Annotated in this window: 14 protein-coding genes (1 of these 14 running past the window's edge); 10 read left to right on the top strand and 4 right to left on the bottom strand. The window is 68.9% G+C overall.

Features of this window, described 5'->3' with window-relative positions; genetic code table 11:
* Positions 1-63: 63 nt before the first annotated feature.
* Genes NWF22_RS03405 through NWF22_RS03380 form a run of 6 tightly spaced genes read left to right on the top strand, consistent with a single transcriptional unit; the run spans position 64 to position 7,771 of the window.
* Positions 64-1,437 (top strand): cation:proton antiporter, encoded by a 1,374-nt coding sequence (locus tag NWF22_RS03405; protein WP_160900626.1) that lies wholly within the window; start codon positions 64-66, stop codon positions 1,435-1,437.
* Positions 1,434-2,999: an alpha-amylase family protein gene (locus NWF22_RS03400; RefSeq protein ID WP_160900627.1), complete on the top strand. Its 1,566-nt coding sequence runs from the start codon at positions 1,434-1,436 to the stop codon at positions 2,997-2,999. Before NWF22_RS03405 ends, NWF22_RS03400 begins: the two co-directional genes overlap by 4 nt.
* The gene (locus tag NWF22_RS03395; RefSeq protein WP_160900628.1) at positions 2,996-4,312 is read left to right on the top strand and encodes an ATP-binding protein; all 1,317 of its coding nucleotides are present in this window, start codon (positions 2,996-2,998) and stop codon (positions 4,310-4,312) included. Before NWF22_RS03400 ends, NWF22_RS03395 begins: the two co-directional genes overlap by 4 nt.
* A gap of 6 nt (positions 4,313-4,318) precedes the next feature.
* Entirely contained in the window at positions 4,319-5,413 is a 1,095-nt protein-coding gene (locus NWF22_RS03390; protein ID WP_507237298.1) for a DUF8320 family protein, read from the top strand.
* A 13-nt stretch (positions 5,414-5,426) separates the two neighbouring features.
* Positions 5,427-6,650, top strand: coding sequence for a sensor histidine kinase (locus NWF22_RS03385; RefSeq protein ID WP_160900630.1), 1,224 nt, complete (start codon positions 5,427-5,429; stop codon positions 6,648-6,650).
* Positions 6,647-7,771, top strand: coding sequence for a DUF8320 family protein (locus NWF22_RS03380; protein WP_258321314.1), 1,125 nt, complete (start codon positions 6,647-6,649; stop codon positions 7,769-7,771). The genes NWF22_RS03385 and NWF22_RS03380 overlap by 4 nt, the downstream gene beginning before the upstream one ends.
* On the opposite strand, the gene NWF22_RS03375 is transcribed toward NWF22_RS03380, so the two are convergent.
* The gene (locus NWF22_RS03375) at positions 7,764-8,138 is read right to left on the bottom strand and encodes a GNAT family N-acetyltransferase (RefSeq protein ID WP_160900631.1); all 375 of its coding nucleotides are present in this window, start codon (positions 8,136-8,138) and stop codon (positions 7,764-7,766) included. The genes NWF22_RS03380 and NWF22_RS03375 overlap by 8 nt on opposite strands.
* A gap of 203 nt (positions 8,139-8,341) precedes the next feature.
* On the opposite strand from NWF22_RS03375, the gene NWF22_RS03370 reads away from it, so the two are divergent.
* Entirely contained in the window at positions 8,342-8,575 is a 234-nt protein-coding gene (locus NWF22_RS03370; protein ID WP_160900632.1) for an MbtH family protein, read from the top strand.
* Positions 8,576-8,716: 141 nt separating this feature from the next.
* Entirely contained in the window at positions 8,717-9,058 is a 342-nt protein-coding gene (locus NWF22_RS03365; RefSeq protein ID WP_160900633.1) for a hypothetical protein, read from the top strand.
* 28 nt (positions 9,059-9,086) lie between these two features.
* On the opposite strand, the gene NWF22_RS03360 is transcribed toward NWF22_RS03365, so the two are convergent.
* From NWF22_RS03360 to NWF22_RS03350, 3 genes are read right to left on the bottom strand one after another with little or no spacing between them, the layout of a single operon-like run.
* Positions 9,087-9,995 carry an ABC transporter permease gene (locus NWF22_RS03360; protein ID WP_160900634.1) on the bottom strand — a complete coding sequence of 303 codons (909 nt, stop codon included), beginning with the start codon at positions 9,993-9,995 and terminating at the stop codon, positions 9,087-9,089.
* Positions 9,992-10,915 carry an ABC transporter permease gene (locus tag NWF22_RS03355; protein ID WP_233750870.1) on the bottom strand — a complete coding sequence of 308 codons (924 nt, stop codon included), beginning with the start codon at positions 10,913-10,915 and terminating at the stop codon, positions 9,992-9,994. Before NWF22_RS03355 ends, NWF22_RS03360 begins: the two co-directional genes overlap by 4 nt.
* Positions 10,912-12,543, bottom strand: a complete 1,632-nt coding sequence (locus tag NWF22_RS03350; protein ID WP_233750871.1) for an ATP-binding cassette domain-containing protein — start codon at positions 12,541-12,543, stop codon at positions 10,912-10,914. Before NWF22_RS03350 ends, NWF22_RS03355 begins: the two co-directional genes overlap by 4 nt.
* 441 nt (positions 12,544-12,984) lie before the next feature.
* Between NWF22_RS03350 and NWF22_RS03345 the strand changes: the two genes are divergently transcribed.
* Together NWF22_RS03345 and NWF22_RS03340 are read left to right on the top strand one after the other, a co-directional pair.
* Positions 12,985-21,018 (top strand): non-ribosomal peptide synthetase, encoded by an 8,034-nt coding sequence (locus NWF22_RS03345; RefSeq protein WP_160900635.1) that lies wholly within the window; start codon positions 12,985-12,987, stop codon positions 21,016-21,018.
* Positions 21,015-24,570: the 5' portion of a non-ribosomal peptide synthase/polyketide synthase gene (locus NWF22_RS03340; protein ID WP_160900636.1), read on the top strand. The gene runs 21,446 nt beyond the window's last position; the window shows 3,556 of its 25,002 coding nt (coding positions 1-3,556); its start codon is at positions 21,015-21,017; the stop codon falls past the right edge of the window. The genes NWF22_RS03345 and NWF22_RS03340 overlap by 4 nt, the downstream gene beginning before the upstream one ends.

The following is a 24,570-nucleotide window of genomic DNA, read 5'->3' as shown; positions in this document are numbered from 1 at the left end:
GGCGGCGTGTTGTCGGCTGCGGCATAATCCGACCATGCTCATGGGTCGGTCCGCGGGTGCCTCATGACCGACTCCGCCATCACCGTCATCTGCCTGCTGGTGCTGCTGTGGGCGGTACTGTCGCGGTTGCTGACCCGCCACGACGTCACCGGCCCACTGTTGTTCGTGGTGGCCGGCTACCTGCTCGCCAACCCCGACTGGGGCCTGCTGACGGTCGACGTCGACACCTCCATCGTGCACACCCTCGCGGAACTGACGTTGGGTCTGGTGCTGTTCACCGACGCCTCGCGGGTCGACGTCGGCAGGCTGCGCCGGGCTGTGCGACTGCCGGCGCGGTTGCTGCTGGTGGGCTTGCCCTTGACGATCGCGCTGGGCACCGTCGGCGCGGAGGTGCTCTTCGGCCAGTTCGGTTGGGGGTTGGCGTTGTTCGTCGGTGCCGCCCTGGCCCCCACCGACGCGGCGTTGAGCGTGCAGGTGATCGACGACGAACGCATCCCGCGACGCCTCCGGCTGTCGCTGAACGTGGAGAGCGGGCTCAACGACGGGATCGCCACGCCGGTGGTGACATTGGCGATCGCGCTGGCGGCGACCGCGCTGGGCGTGGGTGGCGCCGAGGGCATCACGCTCGGCGAGGCCGGCATAGAGCTGGCCGTAGGCGTGGCGACCGGGCTCGTCGTCGGGGGATTCGGTGCGTGGGCGATCAACGTCTCCGCGTCACGAGACCTCTCGTCACCCAAGACCCGGCAGATCGCGGCGCTGGCCGTCGCGGTCGGCGTCTTCGTCCTGGCGGTCACCATCGAGGGCAACGGATTCATCGCCGCATTCGTCGCCGGCATGACATTCGGATACGTCCTCGACCGCGACCGCGTCGAGGACGCTGCGACCAGGAAGGCCACGACCACGAAGGCCACGACCGGGAACGCGGCGACCGACGCGGGCCGCAGCCGCCGGGAGGACTCCACCGTCCTGGAGGTGCTGCCCGAACTCGGCGGTGAGTTGCTCGCCCTGGTGGTGTGGTTCCTGTTCGGCGCCATTCTGATGCCCCTGGCATTCCACGTCGTCGAGGCCGGCGATCTGGCGCTCATGGCCGGGTACGCGCTGCTGAGCCTCACCGTGTTCCGGATGGTCCCGGTCGCGGTGTCGTTGCTCGGCGCGGGTCTGCCGACCCGTGATGTGTTGATCCTGGGCTGGTTCGGCCCGCGCGGTCTGGCATCGGTGGTGTTCGCCCTGCTCGGTGTCGAACAACTCGGCACCGACCCCAGTGCGCAGGCCGCGGTCGCGGCGATCGGGGTGACCGTGCTGGCCAGTGTGGTGCTGCACGGAGCGACCGCCGGTCCGGTGGCCCGCCGGTATCCGCAGGACGAGGCGGCGGCAGGCAGGTCCGATGACGGACATGTGCGGTTGCGGTCCAGTGGCGTGCACCGGTGGCGCCGATGACGGACCGGTCATCCGGGTCCGGCACCGAGCGCCGTGGGCGTGCGCCGTCGCCCCTCATCTATGAGATCAACACCTGGGTGTGGCTCGCCGAACTGGCCGACCGGTTCCACCCCGATGGTCGTCGGAAGCCACTCACGTTGGCCGGCGTGCCCGACGAGATCTGGGACTCCATCGCCGCGGCCGGGTTCGACGCCGTCTGGCTGATGGGGGTGTGGCGGCGCAGCGCACGCGGAGTCGAGATCGCCCGCGGTGATCGCCCGCTGATGGACTGGTTCGCCGAGACGATGCCGGACCTGCGGGCCGACGACATCGTCGGATCGCCGTATGCGGTGCGCGAGTACGTCGTCGACGATCATCTCGGCGGACCCGACGCTCTGGCGACCGCGCGGCGAGCCCTCGCCGACCGCGGAGTGGCGCTGTTCCTCGACTACGTTCCCAACCACCTGGCCCTCGATCACCCGTGGGTCCATCGACATCCGTCCTGGTTCGTCGGGGGAGACCGGGCCGATCTCGCCACCGACGACGGCAGGTTCACCGAAATCGGCGATCGGGTGGTCGCGCACGGCCGCGACCCGCATTTCCCGGCGTGGACCGATGTGCTGCAGCTCAATGCCTTCGATCCGCGCGTGCGCACGGCCACTGCCGCCGAACTACGTCGGATCGCGACGCAGTGTGACGGCGTGCGCTGCGACATGGCGATGCTGCTGATGAACGAGATCTTCGCGCAGACCTGGGGTACGCGGGCGGGCCCGGCACCCACCGACGAGTTCTGGCCGGACATCATCGACACCGTTCGGGCCGAACACCCGCAGTTCGTGTTCATCGCCGAGGCGTACTGGGATACCGAGGCCGCGCTGGTCGCGCAGGGCTTCGACCACTGCTACGACAAGACGCTCTACGACATCCTGCGCGATCAGCCCGACCTGCTGGGGCGTCGGCTGCGGACGACCGACCACGATCGCACGCCGGTCACCGCACTGCGGTTCATCGAGAACCACGACGAGCCACGCGCGCCGGAGGCCTTCGGCGACCGTGACCGGCAGGCCGCGGTGGTGACTCTCACCGTGCCCGGAGCCCGGCTGATTCATCACGGCCAGCTCACCGGCCGCCGACGTCGCCTGCCGGTCCAACTCGGCCGCAGCCACGACGAGCCGGTCGATGTGGAGCGAGCACTGTTCTACCGCGCGCTGCTCGGCATCCTGCGCGACGAGGCGTTCCGGACGGGGAGTTGTCGGTGGTGTGACACCTCCGAGTCGGCGCCCGGTGTGCTCGCCTGGACGCGCCGTGCCGAGCGGAGTTGGCTGATCGTGGTGAACACCCTGGGCGCCGAGGTGGCGGGGCACGTCAGACCCGAGCTGTTCGAGCCGTCGCAGGACGATCCCGAGAGCGCGCCGGCGGGCCGGCGGATGGTCGATCGGTTGTCCGGCGAATGGCTGCCGGTCGCCGACGACGGGCTCGTCGAGGTCCGACTGCCACCGTGGGGTGCGATGGTGCTGCTGGTCGCCGACCGACCGGAAACCGGGTGGGTGCGGTGGCCAGGCCGACGCGTGGCAAGCTCGTGACCGAGACACGTCAGACGAGACCGGGTGAGGCAGTGGCCGCGGCAGCGACGATCGCCACCACGCCGAGACACCAGGCGTGGTGGCCGGCCTGGCGCCGGCGGCTGATCGGGCCGGCCGACGACTCCGATCTGGCACGCATCCGGCGTTTCGGCGCCCGATTCGTCGGTGCCGGCCTGCTGATCTTCCCGGCGGCATTGACCCCGCTGATCGCGTCGCAGGTCGAGGTGACCGCCGCGTGGTGGCCACCGGCGAGTGTCCTGTTGGTGGCGCTGCCGGCGGTGCTCGTCATCGTCGCCACCTACCGGCCCCGCCTGACCCACCTGACCATGCTGGCCACGGCGTGCAGCGGCGGCCTCCTCCTGGCCACCGCGCTGTGGTTCGCGGCCTGGTCCGGTGATGTCGCCGCCGACGGAACCACCTGGAGTGTGTGGCTGGTGCAGTTCCCCGGGGTGCCGGGTCTGCTGTTCGGATTGAGTGGCCATCCGCGCGTCGCGCTGGCCTACATCGTCGGCGCGACGATCTTGACGCAGACCGCCAACCAGCTGGGTCTGACCGGGCAGATCCGAGCCGAGCTGTACCTGGGTTCACTGTTGACCATCGCCCTGACAGTGGTGTTCCTGGCCGTTGCGGTGGTGACGGCACGAACCGCGCAACTCCTCGACGACACCCGCGCGAGCGCGATCGAGTCGGCGGCCGCGTCGTCGGCGGCGGCCGCCGAGGAGGCCGAACGCGCACGGTTCGCTGCGTTGATCCACGACAAGGTGATCGCGATCCTGCTCGCCATCGACGTCGGCCGGCCATCCGGGAGGCTGGTGGCGCAGGCGGTGTCGGCCGTACAGGAACTCGATCGTCGCGACGACGATGACGCGATGCCCCGGACGCTCGACACCGACGAGTTCGCTCGGCGGATCAGAATGGCGATCCGATCGACCGGAGTGGCGGTGGAGCAGGAACTGTCGATCGCATCCGGTTCGGCACTGCGCTATCCCGCCGAGGTCGCGGCCGCCATGATCGACGCGATGGCCGAGGCGATCCGCAACCAGGCGCGCCATGCCGGCGACGACGCCTCCGGCCTGGTCGTCGGCGACCTCGGTGAGACCTCGACCATGCTCGCCGTCGTCGACGACGGCTGCGGCTTCGACGAGACGGAGGTTCGTCCGGAACGGCTCGGGCTGACGTTCGGTATCCGCCGGCGGATGGCATCGGTGCCCGGTGGTTCGGCCGTGGTGCACAGCACGCCGGGACACGGCACCACGGTGGTGCTGCGATGGGACCCGACCAACCGGCCGCACCTGCACCGTCGACGGAGCTGATGCGTGATGGTCGGGCCTGACATCGCGCGGCGCGCATCGGCCGGCCCGACGGTCGACGACACCACCGACCTGTTCGGGCTGCGCTCGCCGCTGGTGGTGCGTGCGCTGCTCGTCCTGGGCGTGATCTATGTGGTCGTCACGGTGGGGACCTGCTGGAGCATTGCCTCGGTGTGGAGTTGGATCGGGTTCGGTGCCGCCTTCCTGATCTTGGCGGTAGACCTGGCCGTACTGACCCATGTGCGGGGTGATCCGGTGCGGGCATGGACCACGATCCTCGCCTTGGGACTGCTGCTGGGCGGGACCGCGCTGGCCTGGTGGTCGGTACCCGGCGCGACGTTCGAGCCCGTCCAGTGTCTGCCGGCCGCCATCACGGGCGTGGTGATCCTGGCGTTGCTGGTGGTCCGCGGACGGATCGGCGCGGCCTGGGTCGGTGCTGTCGGGATGAGCCTGTCGGCGGGGACCTGGGCCGCGGCGCTCGGACTCGGCTTCGCTGCCGGCCTGGTGTTCACGTCGTGGGTGTACCCGGTGATGTTGTTCGCGTCGCTGTTCGGCGTGATGTTGCGGCCTCTCGCCGACACCATCCGCATGCTGCGTGCCCGCGCGGTCCGCCATGCCTCGGAGTCGGCGGCGTCCGGGGCTGCCGCCGTGGAGCGGGAGCGGCAACTGGCGCTGCTGGACCGGCAGGCGCGGCCGCTGTTGGAGCAGGTCGCGGCCGCGCACGATTTCACGCCCGACGAGGTGATCCGCGCACGACTCGTGGAAGCCGGATTGCGCGACGGTATCCGGGCGCCGGCGTGGCAGTCGGCGCGCGTGCGCGCCGCGGTGTGGCAGGCCAGACAACGGGGTGTGGCGGTTGTGCTCCTCGACGACGGTGGCCTGGCGGACGCCCCCGCCCTGCAGTCGCGGCTCGACGAGCTGCTGATCGCCGAGTTGGCGGCGATGGGGTCCGGGCGGGTGACGGCACGGGTGATGCCGCCGGAGCGGCCCGCCCGCGCCAGTATCGTGCTCACCGATCGGTCCGGCGTGCGACGCTACGTCTGTGCCCAGAACGGATACATCACCGGTGGGGCCGGCCCCGATGCAGGCGTCGAACCCACGTGAGGACCGGCGCGGGATGAGCGGGGCCGCGCGACGACTGTGGACGGCCACCCGAGATGGGTTCGGGCGGGGGCGATCGCGCGTCGACGACTCCGATTCGGCGCGGCTCGAGCGGGTGGGCACCCGTTTCGTGGGGTGCGGACTGCTGGCCTTCAGCGTGGCGCAGACACCGGTCGCGGTGCGCAGCGCCCACCTCACCGCCGCCTGGTGGACACCGCTGAGCGTCGTCCTCGTGGTGGGTCCGGCGCTCGCGCTCGTCGTCATGACGTTCTACCGACAGCCCCGCGGCCTGACCTGGCTCGTCGGGGCCTGCGCCCTGGGCTACCTGGCCGCGACACTGCTCTGGTTCGTCGCCTGGCTCGGCGTGCCCGACGACACCGACCGCTACTCTGTGTGGCTGATCCAGTTCCCCTCGGTGGCCAGCATCGCGCTCGTGCTGGTGAACCGGACGCGGTGGGCGGTTGCCAATCTGGTCGTCGCGACATTGTTGGTGCACGCCGCCAATCAGATCGGACTCGACGGTGCGGCGCAGCCGCGCGAACTGCTGAGCGCACCGCTCACGATGGCGCTGAGCGGGGTTTTCATGGCCGTCGCCTATGCGACCTCCCGCAATGTCCGGGCCCTGGACGCGCGGCGGGAGGCCACCATCACCGCGGCCGCCGCGACGGCCGCGGCGGTGGCGCGCGAAGCCGAACGCGCACGGTTCGCCGCGGTGATCCACGACCGGGTGATCGCCTCGCTGTTGGCGGTCGAACAGGGACGTCCGGATCGACGCCTCGTCGGTCAGGCGGCGTCGGCGCTCGACGAACTCGACCTCGGCGACGACCGCGAGTCACCGCCGGTGGTGGCGCCGCAGCTCGTGCAGCGGGTGCGTCAACTGGCCGACGAGGTGGGCGGCGAGGTGACGGTGGCGTTGCCCGCACCCGGACCCGACATCGGCTACCCGGCCGAGGTATGCAGTGCGATCTGCGGAGCGGTCGGCGAGGCCTTGCGCAACTGGGGTAGACACGCCGGCGCGGGCACTCGATGCACCGTCGACGGCGACCTCGATCAGGATGCGATATCGATCAGGGTCACCGACGACGGTGTCGGCTTCGACCCGGTCGCCGTCGGTTCCGAACGCTACGGGGTGGCCGTCGGCATCCGCGGCCGGATGGACGCGGTGGCCGGCGGTTTGGCCGAGGTGAGCGCGGCCCCCGGCGCAGGTACCCGCATCGTCGTCGGTTGGCGGCGACCGTGACCTCCACAGCCGACCCGGGCCGGGCACAGCCGACGGCGCCACCTCAGCCCCGCACCCATCAGCCCCGCACCCCGGCCGCCCCCGACGACTCGGTGGACCTGTTCGGTCTCGACTCGGCGCCGGTGATCTGGTCGCTGGTGGTCTTCGCCGGTGCCTACATCGTGGTGGCGGTCGGCGCGGGTTGGGAGATCCGGTCGTGGACGAGCTGGGCGGGGCAGGCGGTCGCTCTCGCGATCTTCGGTGTGGCAGTCGCGTTGGTCGTCGGTTCGCGTGGGCCGCGCACTCCGACACTCGTGGCGGTCATCGCGACGGTGCTCGTGGTGGGGGCGCTGGGGCTCTCGTTGTGGAATCTGCCGGTGACGGCCTACCGCACCTTGCAGACCTCTCCGCCGGTGTCGGCGATGACCGTGGTGTTCACCATGCTCGCGCTGCATCGCCGGCCGATCTTCGCCTGGGTGGGTGCTGTCTGCGGCAGCGTCGTCGCCGGGCTGTGGGGGGTGTCGCTGGGGTTCGGCTATGCCGGCGGTGCCGAGAGCACCTACTTCTGTTTTCCGGTGCTGGTGATGGCGACGCTGTTCGTGTTGATGGCGCCGCCCGTGGAGGCCCGGATCCGGTCGTTGCGGCAACGCGAGATCGAGCAGGCGGAAACCGAGGCGGCCACCCGCGCCGGCTCCGCGGAGCGCCGGCGACAGTTGCGTCGACTCGACCAGGGGGCACGGCCGATCCTGCGGTGGATCGTCGACGGACACACGTTCACCACGGCGGAGGTCACCGACGCCCGGCTCACCGAGGCGCAGCTTCGCGACGGCATCCGGGCCCGGGCCTGGGAATCCACGGAGGTACGGGAGGCCGCCTGGCAGGCGCGGCGACGTGGCGTGGCGGTGCTGCTACTCGATGACGGGGCGCTGGACGCCCCGGGCGACGCCGCGTTGGCCGTGCGTCTGCGACAGCTGCTGGTCGCCGAACTACAGGACGCGCGTGCCGGTCAGGTCACCGCGCGTGTGCTCCCGTCGGGACGAGACGTGATCGCATCCATCCTGGTGACGAGCAATGGTGGCGTTCGACGCATCGAGTGTCGGGGCGACGGAACGGTGCGTGTCGACTCGGGAACCCTCAACTGAGTTCGCCGTCGAGCCATCGCAGCAGGTCCGGTGTCGGTCTGCGGGCGGCATCGGCATACTCGGGGTGCTTGCGCAGAAAGGCCGCCACCATCGGGCACACGCCCACGATCACGAATCCGTCGGCGCGAGTCTCGTCGAGGGCACGGCGGATCAGGATCGTACCGAGCCCGCGGCCCCCGAATTCCTCGGCCACCTCGGTGTGGAAGAACACCCGCTGCCGGGTGTCGTCGGCGTCACGTTCGCGATAGGCCGTGAACCCCGCCGTGACCGGACCCGATGACGTGGCGTCGTCGACGGCGATCTCGAAGCGTTGGGCAGTGGGTTGATGGGTCACGGTGACCGCGGCACCGGTCTTGTCGGTGGTCATGGTGACGACGATACGGCGCGGCGATCCGGTCGCCGGGGCGAGCTGTGGTGACCGGTACGATCAGGAACATCGATCTCGATGCGCACCATCTGGGTCGCGCGGACGCTGCGGCGCCGACGCGGATCGGCCCCTGGCTCGAACGCTGACTCGCCGGCGACCCCGGTGACGAACGCACCACCCACACGAGAGGAATGACAGAGCAGATGACCAATCCGTTCGACGACGAAAACGGCCGCTTCTACGTCCTGGTGAACGACGAGAACCAGCATTCGCTGTGGCCCACGTTCGCCGACATCCCGGCCGGCTGGACCAAGGTCTTCGGTGAGGACAGTCGGGCGGCCTGCCTGGAATACGTCGAGAAGAACTGGACCGACCTGCGGCCGAAGAGCCTGATCGACGCCATGGAGGCGGACCGCGCCGAGCGCGCCGCCGAGTGACACGCCGACAAGGGCAGCCAAACCAGGAGGAAACCGCCGCGCCCCGGTGACAGACGCGAGCTGAACTGTCATCATTTCCTCACAGGGAACCAGTCGGGTGTGAAGTCGGTGGTTCTCAGGTGCTCCGAAGGCAGGTCAGGCATGGTCGGCGAACATGGACCGTGGGAGACCGCACGATTACGTGCGACCCGTGACGAGATCGCGCGCAGGGCCGAGGTCACCCCGACCCTGACGGCCGTGCGTGTGCACGGCGAGTCCGCCACCTACCGGGATCTCGCCGGCGCCCTTGTCCGGTACGGCCGGGTCTCCGAACACAACGGCCTGGGGCTGGGCTCCACGATCGCTGCCGCGATCCTGCACTGTCTGCCGCGCATCGGCAGACTCGGTGAACCGTCGGCAGTGGTCTACACCGTCTGTCAGGTCCTCGATTGGCTCGCGCGCGACCTCGACGACGGTTTCGGCGGTCTACGCGCCATCGGTTGATGCGATTGTTGCGTGGTCGGCCTTCGGCTCAGCGCGCGGTCGCCGCCTTCCGATAGCCGCGGAGCGCGGGATACAGGCACACCCCGATGATCCCAACGGTCCAGATCGTCACCTTGATCATGTTCTCCGCGATGGGCCCGCCGGCCGCCAGCGATCGCATCACCTCGATCGTGGGTGTCATCGGCTGGTTTTCCACGATGGGCTGCAGCCAGCCGGGATAGGCGTCGATGGGGGAGAACCCCGAATTGAAGAACATCAACACACTCGACACCAACGAGAGCAACGGGACGAGTGGGGCCGACGGACTCGAGCTGACCGCGAGCGCGAGCACGAGAGTGGCGTAGGAGACGCCGAACATCAACGCCACCCCGAAGATGCCGGCAACCGACCAGAAGCCGCCGGTGATGTCGAACCCGATGAACGAACCGACCACGATCAGCAGCGCCGTGACCAGGACGATGCGGAACATCTCGCTGAGCAGGCGGGAGGTCAGGTCGGCCGCGCGGTTGATGGGCAGCACATACAGGCGCGCCAGCAGACCGGTGCCGCGCTCCTGATTGAGCCGGATACCGGCCGCGACGGACCCGAACATCGCGCTCACCAGGATCACCAACGGGACGGTGCCGTAGGTGCTGTCCTGGCCGGTGGCACTGCCGATCGCGTCACCGAGGACGACCTTGAACATCAGCAGTGTCAGGATGGGCACCAGTACCAGCTGCAGGAACGTGGCCTTGTCGCGCACCATCACCGACAGCTGACGCCACGACAGCACCCCGCTCTGGGTGAGCCAGGCGCGGACCGTGCCCTCGCCGGGTGCCGCGACCGGCGGAGCCGTCTCCGGCCGCTCCGTCGCACCCGGCTCTGCTGCCGAGGACCAGGTCGCTGCCGAACCCTTGCTCGATGATCCGGTGGGTGTCTCTGCGGGCACGGCGGTCATCGCACCGCCTTGCGGATGCCGAGTCCCGTCAGGATCACCCCGGCGATCGCGAGCCCGACGCACCACCAGATGGTGGGCGTCAGGATCTCGAGCGTGGCCGTGCCGTCGCTGAGTGCCCGCATCGATGTGGCGAATTGCGAGATCGGTTGATTGCGGACGAACGGCTGGATCCACTCCGGGAACTGATCCTCCGGGACGAAACCGGTGGAGAGCAGGCCGAGGACGAGGATGGGCAGCGACAGCGCCTGGCTGGTCGCCTCGGGGCTGTTCGACAGCAGTCCGAGCGCATCGGCGAGCACCGCGATCAGCAGCCCCACGGTCAGCACCACGGCGAACAGGCCGACCGTATCCAGTACCGAACCCGCTGCGCGCCAACCCATCACCAGGCTGGTGAGGGCGGCGCAGATGACCGAGATGACCAGCAACACGCCGTTGGTGCCGAACCGGGCGAGGGTGGGGATCGCGACGGGCATCGGCATGGTGCGAAACCGGGTGTTGATGCCCTTGGTGGTGTCGACCGATGCGCGCATCGCCGCCGAGGACGCCACGAAGCTCACCGATTGCAACGAGATGATCGGCATCAGGAACGCGGCGTAATCCATGGTGGGATCGGCATCCATGATCGACCGCAGTGGCAGGTAGAAGCAGATGGCCAGCAACACCGGCGCGACGAACGCGAAGATGATCTCGCCGTTGCGGATCATCGCGCGCAACCCGCGGGCGGTGAGCGCCCACCACTGCGCAAACGCGTGTGTTCTGGGGCGGCCCACCGTCACCTGCGTCCGGACAGCCGATGAGGTCGCGCGCGGTGCCACGCCGGACTGGCCCACCGGGGCGCGGTGCACGCCGGCCCGGTGCATTCCGGCCTGATGTATTGCAGCCTGGGGCATTCCGGCCGGGGTCGCGTCGGTGGACGTCATGCCGGTTCGTCCGCGGGCTTCGGTGACGAGGCGGGAGTGGCCGCCCCGGGGTCGGTCAAGGCGAGGAAGACCTCGTCGAGGCTCGGTCGGCGCAGTGCGACGTCGGAGAGACGGATACCCGCGCCGGTGGTGCGGTGCACGATCTCGACGAGGGTGTCCGCGCCGTCGGGTGCGGGCACCGCAACCGAATTGGGGGCCGCGTCGTCGGCGTCCTCGCCGACCGGTGCGTCGGTGAGCAGGTCGTCGAGGCAGGAGATCAGCCGAGGCAGGTCCTCGGGGGCGGCGGGGGTGACGTCGTAGTGGGATGCGCCGGTCGCGGATTTGAGTTCATCGGCCGTGCCCGACGCGATCACGCGGCCGCGGTCGATCACCACGATGTGGTCGGAGAGGGTGTCGGCCTCTTCGAGGTACTGGGTGGTCAGCAGCGTCGTCACCCCCTGATCGCGCAGCGATTCGACGAGCTTCCACACCTCCTGACGGCTACGTGGGTCCAGGCCGGTGGTGGGCTCGTCGAGGAAGACCACCTCGGGTTGGGTGACGAGACCACAGGCGATGTCGATGCGGCGCCGCATACCGCCGGAGTACTCGCCGACGCGACGACCGGCAGCGCGGGTGAGGTCGAATGAGGTGAGCAGTTCGTCGGCACGGGTGCGCGCAGCGGATTTCGACAACCCCATCAGCCGCCCGAACAGGATGAGGTTGTCACGGCCGGACAGCGCTTCGTCGAGGGCCGCGAACTGACCGGTCAGCATGATCGACCGCCGCACCCCGGCGGCATCGGACACCACGTCGTGTCCGGCCACCGTCGCCGTGCCCCCATCCGGTTTGAGCAGCGTGCACAGCATGTTGACGGTTGTCGTCTTGCCGGCACCGTTGGGACCGAGCAAGGCGAGGATCGAACCCTTGGCGACCGAGAAACTGACCGACTCGACGGCGACGTTGTCGCCGAATCGTTTGTGCAGTCCGACCACGTCGATCGCGGCCGGGATCGACGGCGCGACGGTGAGGTCTGCGTTCTCCGACCGCGACTCGGCGGGGGCCGCCGGTGCCCGCTCGGCTCCGGACGGTACGGCGGTGGCTGCGGTGGCGCTGTCGTCGGTGCGGCCGTCCGCGGCCGCAACGGTGGCAGGGGGTGGAGCGGCCGGTACGGCCTCCGGTCGTGCGGAGTCGGCGGCGTCTGTGTCCTCGGGAGTCGCGGCGTCCTGGGTATGTGCGACGTCCTCGGGAGCTGGGGCACGGGTGTCGTCATCGGCCGGGGAGAGGATCTGCCAACTGTCGGCGACGGTGTCGGCGGTATCGCCAGTGGTGGTGTCGGGAGCGGACGTGTCTGCCGGGTGGGTCGTCGGGGACTCGGACCCGGTGGCTGTCGGAGTGAGCGGGGGAAACGCGACCGTGGGCGACTCGTCGCCGGTCACCTTGGCGTGCCGCGCCCGGCGTGGCCGGGACCCGTTGTTCGCAGACACTGCCGGCGGCGGCGTATCCGAGTGAGCCGACCGGTCCGAGTTTCCGTCGGTCCCGGCAGGGGTGACCTCGAGGTCCCCAGACGTCAGCAGATCGGCGGCCCGACCGACATCGACGGGTGCGCGGGGCGTCTGGAAGGTCGTGGACCTGTGGGACGGCTCGGCCATCGACTACTCCTTTCGGGCCACGTCGGTTGCCGGAGCACACGGCCGGTTGCTGTGGGCGATGCTACCCAAACAATCGACACGCCCTGGGACAATGTCGTCGCCGGATACCAAAACATTACTTTTCGCCAGGTCCGGTTCCTACGTTCGGACGACGCGCCGGGGCCGCGCGTAACGATCCGGCGTTCAGATACGAAATTCATCTGTGAACTAGTCGTTTGCCGGCAATTCAGACGATTCGGTGCGGGCTCAACCATTCAACCGAATCATGGTGAAGTAGGAATTGAAGGGTGGATAATGACGCACACTGTTGCGAGGGAACCCGGTTCCCGCGGAACAGACAGCCCGCAACGGTCGTTGCGACGGTCAGATCGATCGGCGCAGGATCGGGCTTGCCGATGAGTCGCTGGATCAGGCTGGCCGACGAACTGGAAGAGAGAGGCGATGGGGTCAGCACATACTTCGCGTGATGCCAACGAGACGGAGCCGGCCCCTCTCGAACTCACCGCTGCTCAGCGCGGTATGTGGTTCGCGGAGAACCTTTCTGCCGACTATTCCGTTACCGTTGCTCAGTATCTCGACATCCGCGATGCCGGACGGGAACTCGATCGCGAACTCTTCCGCCGGGTGACCGTGGAGAGCGGTCGGGCCCGGGAATCGGCTTTCACCCGCATCGTCGAGTCAAATGGCGTCCCCATGCAGATTGTCGACCAACAGATCGACAATGATCTCGATTTTCTCGATTTTCGCGATCAGCCCGATCCGGTTGCCGCAGCGCATCAATGGATGAATGACGACTATCAGCGACAAATGGATCTGCGCGCCGACCGGCTGGTCGTTTCCACGCTGATCCGGGTCGCCGACGATCGGTCGTTCTGGTACGTGCGCGCGCACCACATCGCGCTCGACGGATATGCCGGTCTCATGTCCGTCCTCGACGTCGTCAATCGCTACAATTCAGCGCTCGCCGGTGAGGAGTACGCCCCGAAGCGGGGAGCGAGCCTGGCCGAACTCGTCGCCGACGACATCAAGTACCGCGAGGGCACGCGACGTGCCGCCGACCGGGCCCACTGGGTGGAACGGGTCGCGGACCTCCCCGAGCGGGTCACGCTGGCGCAGCAGGCCGCAGCCGCCGCCCTGTCGCCGCGCAACCTGGTCGCCGGTGCCCAGATGAGCGCCGATGCCCAGGCACAACTCGACCGCGTCGCCGCCGAGCTCACCACCTCGTCGGCAGTGCTGCTGACGGCCGGCTTCTCGGCCTACCTCGCGCGCATGGCCGGCACCGACGATGTGGTCCTCAGCCTGCCGGTGACCGGGCGTTCCACGGCGAAGATCAAGAACGCCGCCGGCATGCTCGCCAACATGCTGCCCATCCGGGCGCGCGACGTATCGCGGCTGTCGATGCGCGATCTCGTCGAGCAGAGTCAGCTCGAACTCACCGGTGCACTGCGCCATCAGCGCTACCGCTTCGAGGACATCCGCATCGATGCCGGTCTGGCGGATGCCAACACGGCGTCCTTCGGTCCCATCGTCAATCTGATGTTCTTCGACAAGCCGATCGAGATGACCGGCGCCGACGTCGAATACCAGATCCTGACCTCAGGCATCCTCGAGGACCTGCGGCTGAACGTGTACCAGGCCAGCCCGGGCGCACGCCTGGTGGTCGACTTCCACGGCAACCCGCACCTGTACACCGAGGATGAACTGCGTGGTCATCTCGAGCGGTTCCTGATGTTCCTCTCCCGGCTGTTCGACGACCTCGACACCCTGATCGCCGACGTCGACCTGCTCGTGGCGGGCGAGCGTGACGAGATGCTCGCGCTCGGAAGCGGTCCCGAACTCGCGCTCCCCGAATCCGTCGACCACCTGCTGACCTCGTTCGAGCGCCGGGTGCGCGACCACGGCGACCGTGTCGCCGTCGAATTCGAGGACCGGCAGTGGACGTATGCGGAGTTCGACCGGCTGCGTGCGGTGATCGCCGCACATCTGCGCACCGCGGGAGTCGGTCATGGGGACCGCGTGGTGGTGTCTCTGGATCGCGGGCCGGAGCAGGTCGCGGCCATCTATGCGGTGCTGAGCGTGGGCGCGGCCTATGTGCCGGTCGACCCGACCCAGCCCGACGAGCGGCGGCGCCTGATCGTCGAAACGGTGTCGGCGCCGGTGGTGATCGACGCTGCGCTGCTGACCGAGATCGGTGTCGACGCGGTGGCGCGCGATGCAGCGGCGGCGCACACCCCCGCCCCCGTCGCCGCGGCCGGCGGGTCCGACGAGGCCGCCTACGTGTTGTTCACCTCGGGATCGACGGGTACGCCGAAGGGGGTGCAGGTCTCGCACTCGGCGGTGCTCAACCGGCTCGCCTGGATGCAGACGAACTATCCACTCTCCGAACGGGATCGCGTGCTGTACAAGACGCCGTTCACCTTCGACGTCTCGGTCTGGGAGTTGCTGTGGCCGTTGGCCGAAGGCGCACGGATGGTCATCGCCCGTCCCGATGGCCATCGCGATCCCGCGTATCTGCTGGATCTGGTCACCCGCCGCGAGGTCAACGTCGCGCACTTCGTCCCGTCGATGCTGGACGTGTACACCGAGGTGCTGCAGAACGAGGGTCACGAGACGTTGCTGCCGGCCACCGTCCGTCGGGTGTTCACTTCTGGCGAGGCGTTGCCGCGGCTGCTGGCCGACCGTGTCCTCGACGGATCCACCGCGGAACTGGTGAACCTGTACGGCCCCACCGAGGCTGCGGTCGACGTCACCGAACACCGCGTGGGGGCCGGTGACGGCCCGGTACCGATCGGTCGTCCGGTGGCCAACACCGACACGTATGTACTCGACACCCGGCTGCGTCCGGTGCCCACCGGTGTCGCCGGTGAGCTCTACCTGGCGGGCTGTCAGCTGGCCGACGGCTATCTCGGCCGGTCCGACCTCACCTCCGATCGCTTCGTCGCCGACCCGTTCGGCGAACCCGGTGACCGGATGTACCGCACCGGCGATCTGGTGCGCTGGGATGCGCACGGTGAACTGCAGTACCTGGGCCGCACCGACTTCCAGGTCAAGATCCGCGGGCAGCGCGTCGAGCCGGGCGAGATCGAAGCCGTTCTCGACGCCATGCCGGGCGTCGACGCCGCGGCCGTGGTGCCCCGCACCGACCTGGGCCCCGGCCCGATACTGGTGGCCTACCTGCGATCCGATGACGCCTCGGTGACCGAGGCCGCGGCGTTGTCGTGGTGTCGCCGTCACCTCCCGTCCCACATGGTGCCGTCGGCGGCGGTGCTGCTCGATCAGTTCCCGGTGGGCACCGCGGGCAAACTCGATCGCAAGAGTCTGCCGGCCCCGGACCTGAAGCCGGTCGTCGGTTACGAGGCGCCGCGCACGCCGGTGGAGACAACCCTGGCGACCCTGATCTCGGAGTTGCTCGGTGTGGAGCGGATCGGATTGCGCGACAATATTTTCGCTCTGGGCGGCGATTCGCTGATGGCTGCCCGGCTGGTGTCACGGGCGCGGGTGGAGCACAACGTCCGGGTCGATCTCACCGATGTGTTCACCTCGGTGGACGTCGGCGAGATCGCCGAGCGCTCCCGGTCGGGCGGGGCCGATGGGCGTCCCGCGCTGACGCGGGTGGACCCACGGCCGGAGATCATCCCGCTGTCGCACGCGCAGACCCGACTGTGGTTCGTCAACCGGATGGAACCCGGTGCCGGCACCTACAACATGCCCGGTGCGGTGCGGCTGGGTGCCGATGTCGATGTCGCCGCGCTGCAGCAGGCACTCGGCGATCTCGTCCAGCGCCACGAGACCCTGCGCACACGATTCGGGTCCCATGGTGGGGAGCCGATGCAGGAGATCCTGGATGCTGCCGACGCGCTCACCTCGGTGGACTCCGAGGTGGCCGATGTCAACGGTCGCCTCGATGAGCTGATCGCGGCCGAGGCGGCGCGGGGATTCGACCTCGCCCACGAGATCCCGTTCCGGGCGCGGATTCTGCGAGATGCCTCCGGTTATGTCGTGGTGGTGGTGCTGCATCACATCGCCGGTGACGGCTTCTCCCTCGTGCCGTTGATCCGCGACCTGTTCGTCGCCTACACCGCCCGCCGCGACGGTGTGGACAATCCTCTTGCGCCGCTGGATGTCCAATACGCCGATTTCGCGATGTGGCAGCATCGTCTGCTCGGCACTCCGGAGGCACCCAGTTCGATCGCGACCGAGGGGCTGACCTTCTGGGAGCAGGAACTCGCCGGCCTGCCGGGGTTTCTGCCGCTGCCCACCGACCATCCGCGTCCGCATGTGGCCACCGGCAGCGGGGGATATGTGGACACCACCATCGACCCCGACCTGGTCGCCGGCGTCCGCGCGCTCGCACGCGACCACAATGTCACCCCGTTCTCGGTGCTGCACACGGCGTTCGCCGTCCTCCTCGCCCGGTGGGCCGAGGTCGACGAGGTCGCGATCGGTACCGCCGTCGCCGGCCGCGATGAACCCGAGACCGCCGACCTGGTCGGCATGTTCGTCAACACGGTGGTGTTGCGCACCGCGGTCGCGCCGGGTGACACGACCGCCGAACTGCTCGATCGCGCCCACTCCACCCGTACCCGGGCGATGCGGCACGCGGCGATCCCGTTCGAACGGGTCGTCGAGGCCGTCGCCCCCGAGCGGTCGGCGGCACATACGCCGCTGTTCCAGGTCTCACTCACCATGCACCCGGGGCAGGCACGTGCGCTCGACGAATGGGCGGACTCGGCGCAGATGCTCGACGCCCGCGTGCAATCAGCCAAGTTCGATCTGTCGATCACCGTCACCGACCATGTCGGGGATTCCGGCTTCGACGTCGAACTCGCCTACGCTGCTGACCTTTTCGAACAGCGGACCATCGAGCGGGTGGCCGATCAGCTGGTCACGGTGCTGCGCACGATGGTGGCCGAACCGACCCGGCGCGTCGGCACCATCGATCTCGTGAACAGCGCCGAACTCGCCGCCCTCACCGAACACCCCAAGACGCCCGCGATTCCCGAGACGCTGCGTGATCTGCTGTTCAACGGTCTGGTGCAGGCCAATCCGTCGGGAGTCGCGGTCAGTGGCGCCGGCACGATCACCTGGTCGACGCTCGAGGCCGGCACGAATCAACTCGCGCGTGAGCTGATCAGTCGCGGCCTCGGGCCCGGTGATGTGGTCGCGCTGTGCATTCCGCGTTCGCACCTGTCGGTGATGGCGATGCTGGCCGTCGCCAAGTCCGGTGCCGCATTCGTCAGCATCGATCCGGCTCATCCGGCAGGCCGTCTCGCGGAGATCCTCGCCGACAGCGAGGCCGCCCTCGGGCTGACCGTTCTCGAGGTGTCGCAGCGGGCGCCCGAAGGTGTGGAGTGGCTCTCGATCGACGACGAGACGATGGAACTGCAACTCGCCGGACACAGCGGCGCGCGCGTGCGCGACGACGAACTGGTTCGCACTCCGGTCATCGACGATCTGGCCTACCTGATCTACACCTCAGGTTCCACCGGCAAGCCGAAGGCGGCCGCGCTGAGTCACCGGGGCCTGGCCACCGTGGTGGCGAATCAGAAGAAGATCCTCCGACTGGATCAGCGGTCCCGGGTGTTACACGTCGCGTCCCCGAGCTTCGACGCCTCGATTTTCGAGATCTTGATGGCGATGTGCACCGGAGCCGAACTCGTGGTGAGCCCGAACGGTGTCTATGGCGGTGACGAACTCGCATCGGTCATCGATCGGCACCAGGTCAGCCATGCGGTGATGACACCGTCGGCGCTGGCGACGCTGGAGCCGGCCGCGGTGCCCAGTCTCGCCCGGGTGATCAGCGTCGGCGAGGCCTGCCCGCCGGATCTGATGCGGCGATGGGCACGTGCGGGTCGCGCGTTCTTCAATCTCTACGGCCCCACCGAGGTGACCATCTGGGCGACGGCCGCCGGACCCCTGCACGAAGGGGACGAGGTCACCATCGGCCGAGCGGTTCCCGGAGTCGGTGCGCTGGTGCTGGATTCGTCGCTGCGTCCGGTGCCCACCGGTGTTCCCGGCGAGCTCTATCTGTCCGGTATCCAGCTGGCGCAGGCCTATCACGGTCGGCCGGATCTGACCGCGACACGATTCGTCGCCGACCCGTTCGGTGCCGGCGCACGCATGTACCGCACCGGTGACCGAGTGGTCCGCACCACCTCGGGTGCGCTGCGGTACGTGGGACGCACCGACTTCCAGCTGAAGATCCGTGGACTGCGGATCGAACCCGGCGAGGTCGACGCCGCCATCGCACGCCATCCGCTGGTCAGTGAGGTCATCAGTCTGGGCGTGCCCGGACCCGGCGGCGACGACGTGCTCGTCGCCTACGCCCGCCTGGCCGACGGCGCCACCGCGGACCCGAAACGCATCCTCGAGCAGGCGGCGGCACACCTGCCCGCCTACATGGTGCCGCACTCGCTGGTCCTCGTCTCGGAGTTCCGCCTCACCACCTCGGGCAAGATCGATCGCAGATCGCTTCCACCGGTGGACTTCTCCGCGTCCAGCGGCTATCGGGCGCCCAGTTCGCAGATGGAGACGGTCGTCGCGGGCGTCTTCGGGCAGGTGCTCGGGCAGGATCGGATCAGCGCCGACGCGGACTTCTTCGACCTCGGCGGCAGTTCGCTGTCGGCGACCAAGGTCACCTCCCGGCTCTCGGCGCTGCTCGATCGGCCGGTGCCGGTGAAGATGCTGTTCGAACGGCCCACGGTCGCCACCCTGGCCCAGGCGCTCGCCGCCAGCCCGACGGGTCACGGCGCGCCGCCACTGCTGGCGCGCAGCCGTGCCGAACTGGTGCGCGTGTCGGGTATGCAGCGCGGGCTGTGGCTGATCAACCGCGCCGACCCGGCGTCGGCGGCCTACAACGTCGCGATGGCGCTGCGGCTGACCGGTGATCTCGACGTCGCGGCGCTGCAATCGGCCACCACCGATCTCGTCCGCCGGCACGAGTCGCTGCGCACCACGTATCCGATGATCAACGGCGAACCGATCCAGGTGATCCTGCCCGCCGACGTCGTCGAGAGCGAACTCACCGTGCAGGTCCGCGAGGTGGGTTCCGCACTGGGGGACGCCATCGGCGAGGTCACCGGCGAAGGATTCGACATCACCACCCGGCCGCCGGTGCGCGCCGTGCTGTTGCGGGTGTCGACCACCGAGCATGTGCTGGTCTTCGTCATTCATCACATCAGCGCCGACGGTGCGTCGATGTCGCCGCTGGCGCGCGACCTGATGACCGCCTACGGGGCGCGGAGCACGGGTGCCGAACCGGCATGGAAGCCCCTGCCGGTGCAGTACGCGGACTTTAGTCTGTGGCTCTCGGAGCGTCTCGCGGTGACCGACGCGGACGGGACCACCGAGGAGGATCGTCAGCTCGCCTACTGGGATGAGCGGCTGGCCGGTGTGCCGGAGCGGTTCGATCTGCCACACGACCGTCCGCGGCCGAAGTCGCCCACCTTCCGCGGCGAAGCGGTGGATCTGGAGATCCCGGCGGCTGTGGTCGCCCAGCTCGAAACAGTTGCCCGGCAACACCACACCACGTCATTCATGGTGATCCACGCGGCGTTCGCGGTGTTGCTCAACCGGATGTCGGGCGCCACGGACCTGGTGATCGGCACCCCGTTCGCGGGCCGCGGAGAGCAGAGCCTCGACGACGTGGTCGGCATGTTCGTCAACACCCTGGCGCTGCGGACACGCATGGATCCGTCCGAGCGGTTCGTGGACCTGTTGGCGCGGGTTCGAAACGAGGACCTCGCCGACATGTCGCACACCGACGTCGCCTTCGACAACATCGTGGCCCGGGCCCTGCCCAAGCCGCCGACGTCGTACAACCCGATCTATCAGGTGATGTTGGCCTTCCAGGACGTGGAGTTCCCGACGCTGCAGTTCGACCGGCTGACGGTTGCGCCGATCGGAGAAGAACTGACGTCGGCGAAGGTAGACCTGCAACTCACCCTGTTCCCGAATGATCCTGAGCGGGACAGTCGTGGCGGCGGCATGCGGGCGCAGTTCCTGTATGCCACCGACCTGTTCGAGCACGCCACCATCGAGCGTCTGGCAGCCCGTTACGTTCAGGTACTCGAATCGGTCACCGCCGATCCCGAACTCCACGTCGGCGACGTCAGCATTCGCCTCGACGACGAGGTCCTCGCCGGCGCCGTCGACGACACGGTGGCCGAGACGGCACTGGCCGACCTCGTCGCGCAGGCGGCGGCCGACGACCCGACGGCGATGGCCGTCGCCGGTCCGCCGACGCTCAGCTTCGGAGATCTCGACATGATGATGCAGGCAATGAGTCCCACTGCGCCCGACGCGGACTCCGCGTTGACGATGGCGGCGATGACGTTGATCCCGGGTCTCGCGGAGGCCGGTCCGGACGAGTTCGACGCGGTTCTCGCCGAATTGCGCGAACGTGCCGGCCGGGCACTGGGCGTGGGTGACCATACGACGGATTCCACCGAGGCGGAAGGCAGCGAACGAACGTGACAGGGATCGGTGTGGGCGCGGTGGACATCTCGACCGTGTGGGGACGACGACCACCGACGCGGGACCTGATCACCATAGCGGCGCAACGCGAACCGCAGTCCGTCGCACTCGACGCCAACGGCGTCACCGTGTCCTTTTCGGAGCTGTCCACCCGGGTGTCGGCGACCGCCTCGGTGTTCGAGGCGCGTGGCATGGACACCGAGGCCGCGGTCAGCGCCATCGTGACCGCACTGATTCCGAAGGATGGGCTCGATCCGGCCGGGATCGCATCGGCGATCCGGACGGCCACCGACTCCATCCGGGAGCGCGCCTGCGCGATTGCCGGTACCACCGACTGGCGGTCGTTGCCGGGCATCTTCCGCTCCGCGGTGCACCGCCACACCGACCGGGTCGCGGTCACCGACCTCGACGGCGGAGCGCTGACCTACGGCGAACTCGACGATCGTTCCGACCGGGTCGCCGCCGGACTGCTCGCCTCCGGCGTGACCGCCGGCGCGGTGGTGGGTCTGGCGACCCCGCGCACCGTGGACGTGATGGTCGCGATCCTGGGCATCCTCAAGGCCGGCGCGGCATACCTGCCGCTGGACACCTCGCATCCGGCCGATCGGTTGGGCTTCATCGTCGACGACGCGGCCCCCACACTGGTGATCACCGACCACGACGGCAAGCAGGCGCTGGGCTTCCTCGACGTCGCGCGGCACACGATCGAGGAACTGATCGAGCACCCGAACGCCGGTGCGGCGCCGCTGCCCGCCGAGGTGGATGATCGCACCGCGGCGTACCTGATCTTCACCTCGGGTTCCACTGGACGTCCCAAAGGCGTTGTGGTGGAACACCGTAGCGTCGTGGCGTTGATGGCGGCCGCACAGCAGCACTATGGCTTCACCGAGAACGACGTGTGGACGATGTTCCACTCCTACGCCTTCGACGTCTCGGTGTTCGAGATGTGGGGACCGCTGCTGTTCGGCGGACGGCTGGTCGTTGTCGACTTCCTCACCACCCGCAGCCCCGACGAGTTCGCCCGGCTGCTGACCACCGAATCGGCGACCGTCGTCTCCCAGACGCCGTCGGCCTACTATCAGCTGGCCGCCGCAGTCCGGCCGGGTGCGCCGAACGACCTCGCCGAGAGCGTCCGCTACATGGTGTTCGCCGGTGAGGCACTGGATTTCGCACAGGTGAAGCGGTGGTACGCCGATCGGCTGGCCAGTGCGGGCCGCGTCGGCCCGGTGCTGGTCAACATGTACGGCATCACCGAGACCACGGTGCACTCGACCTTCCGGGCGCTGGACCCCGATTTCGTGGAGACCGCCAAGGGCTCCGACGTCGGTACGGGACTGCCCGATCTGATCATCCACCTGCTCGACGACCGTCTGCGACCGGTCCCCGACGGTGTGCCCGGCGAGATCTACGTCAGCGGCACCCAGGTCACCCGCGGCTACCTGGGCCGACCAGGTCTCTCCTCGATCCGGTTCGTCGCCGATCCGTTCGCCGCCGACGGAACGCGGATGTACCGATCCGGCGACCTGGCCATCTACCGCGACGGCACCCTGGAATACCTGGGTCGCTCCGATGCCCAGGTCAAGCTACGTGGCTTCCGCATCGAACTCGGTGAGGTGGAGACCGCGCTGCTGTCGACCGACGGGGTCGACGCCGCCGCGGTCGCGGTGAAGCGTCGGGACAACGGCGACGAACTGCTGGTCGGGTACGTGGTGCTCGAGACGCCGGAGGCGGCGACGCCATCGGACGTGCGGATCGCGGCAGCGGGGTCGCTGCCCGGCTACATGGTGCCCGACGTTGTCATGGTGCTCGATCAGCTGCCGCTGACGGTCAACGGCAAACTCGACCGGCGAGGCCTGCCCGAGCCGCAGATCACCGGGGCCGCAGAGTATGTCGCACCGAGCACCGAGACCGAGAAGATCCTCGCCGAGATCACCGCCGACGTGCTGGGCCTCGACCGGGTCAGCGTCGCCGAGTCCATCTTCGATCTCGGCGGGAACTCGCTGGCCGCGGCGCGTATCGTCGGGCGCGCCGGTGAGGCGTTCAACGTCGACCTGTCGGTGCGCGACGTGTTCGACCTGCCCACGGTGCGTGGACTGGCCGAGACGATCGGCGGTCGCGGCGTGGGTATCGCGCCCGTGTTGCCCGCCGAGCCACGGCCGCCACGCATCCCGCTGTCGTTCGCCCAGTTGCGGATGTGGTTCATCAATCAGTTCGACCCGGCTGCCTCGACCTACAACATCCCGATGCTGCTGCGGCTGACCGGGCCGGTGGATGCCGACGCGCTCCGGGTGGCGCTGAGCGACGTGGTGATCCGACACGAGGTCCTGCGCACCGTGTTCCCCGCCGTCGACGGTGTTCCGGTGCAGGTGATCTCGCCGGCCGACGAGGTGGCCGCACGCTTGGACTGGGCGGTCGTGTCGTCGGAGGCCGACCTCGAGGCCGCGATCGGCGCCGGCTTCGACGTCACCGAGCAGTGGTCGGTGCGCGCCCGGCTCTGGCAGGCGGGCGACGACGAATTCATCTTCGGGCTCGTGGTCCATCACATCGCCGCCGACGGCGAGTCGATGGGGCCGCTGGTGGCAGACCTGGTCACCGCGTATGCGGCCCGGGTGGCCACGGTCGAACCGGAGTTCGTACCCCTCGATGTCCAGTTCGCCGACTTCGCGATCTGGCAGCACGAGGTACTCGGCTCCGCCGACGACGCGGATTCGACGGTGGCGCAGCAGTTGTCCTACTGGGACAGTCAACTGCGCGGCCTGCCCGACGTCCTGGAATTGCCCACCGACCGGCCGCGGCCGGCGGTGGCGACCCAGCACGGCGCACAGGTCGGCTTCGAGGTCCCCGGGTGGGTCGTGGACCGGATCGGCGTGATCTCCCACGAATACGGTGTGACGCCGTTCATGGTGGTACACGCAGGACTCGCAGTGCTGTTGGCGCGCTTGTCGAGCTCCGGGGACATCGCGGTCGGCACCCCGATCGCCGGCCGCGGCCAGCGGGTGCTGGACCCGCTGGTGGGTATGTTCGTCAACACCCTGGTGCTGCGGTCGCCGATCGACGCGTCGATGTCGTTCGCCGAGTTGCTCGATCAGGTGCGGTCCACCGACCTCGAGGCGTTTGCGCACGCCGATGTGCCGTTCGAGACGGTGGTCGAACACCTGCAGCCGGTCCGGTCGGAGTCCTTCGCACCGCTGACCCAGGTGCTGTTGTCCTTCGACCAGTCGGTACTCGCCGAATTCTCCACCGGTGTCCTCGCCGAGGACGTCGCCGGGGTGTCGGTGAGTTCGGTACCGGTCGACGAGATCCCCGCCAAGGTCGACCTCACCATCGGGGTCACCGATGCCGGAGATCGCTGGCAGGGCACCCTCATCTACGCGGTGGATCTGTTCGATGCCGACACCGCCGAACACATCGCCGCCCAGTTCGTCCGCGTGCTCGATCAGCTCACCGCCGAACCGACTGTCGCCGTGGGGGACGCCCATCTGCTCGACGACGACGAGGCCGCCGCACTGCTGCCCGTCACCGGCGCGGCGGGCGCCCCCGCCGCGCATCTCG

The sequence above is a fragment of the Gordonia mangrovi genome, from assembly GCF_024734075.1.
Lineage (GTDB): Bacteria > Actinomycetota > Actinomycetes > Mycobacteriales > Mycobacteriaceae > Gordonia > Gordonia mangrovi.
Note: the sequence above shows the minus strand (reverse complement) of the source record. Positions and strands in the feature narration are given on the sequence as shown.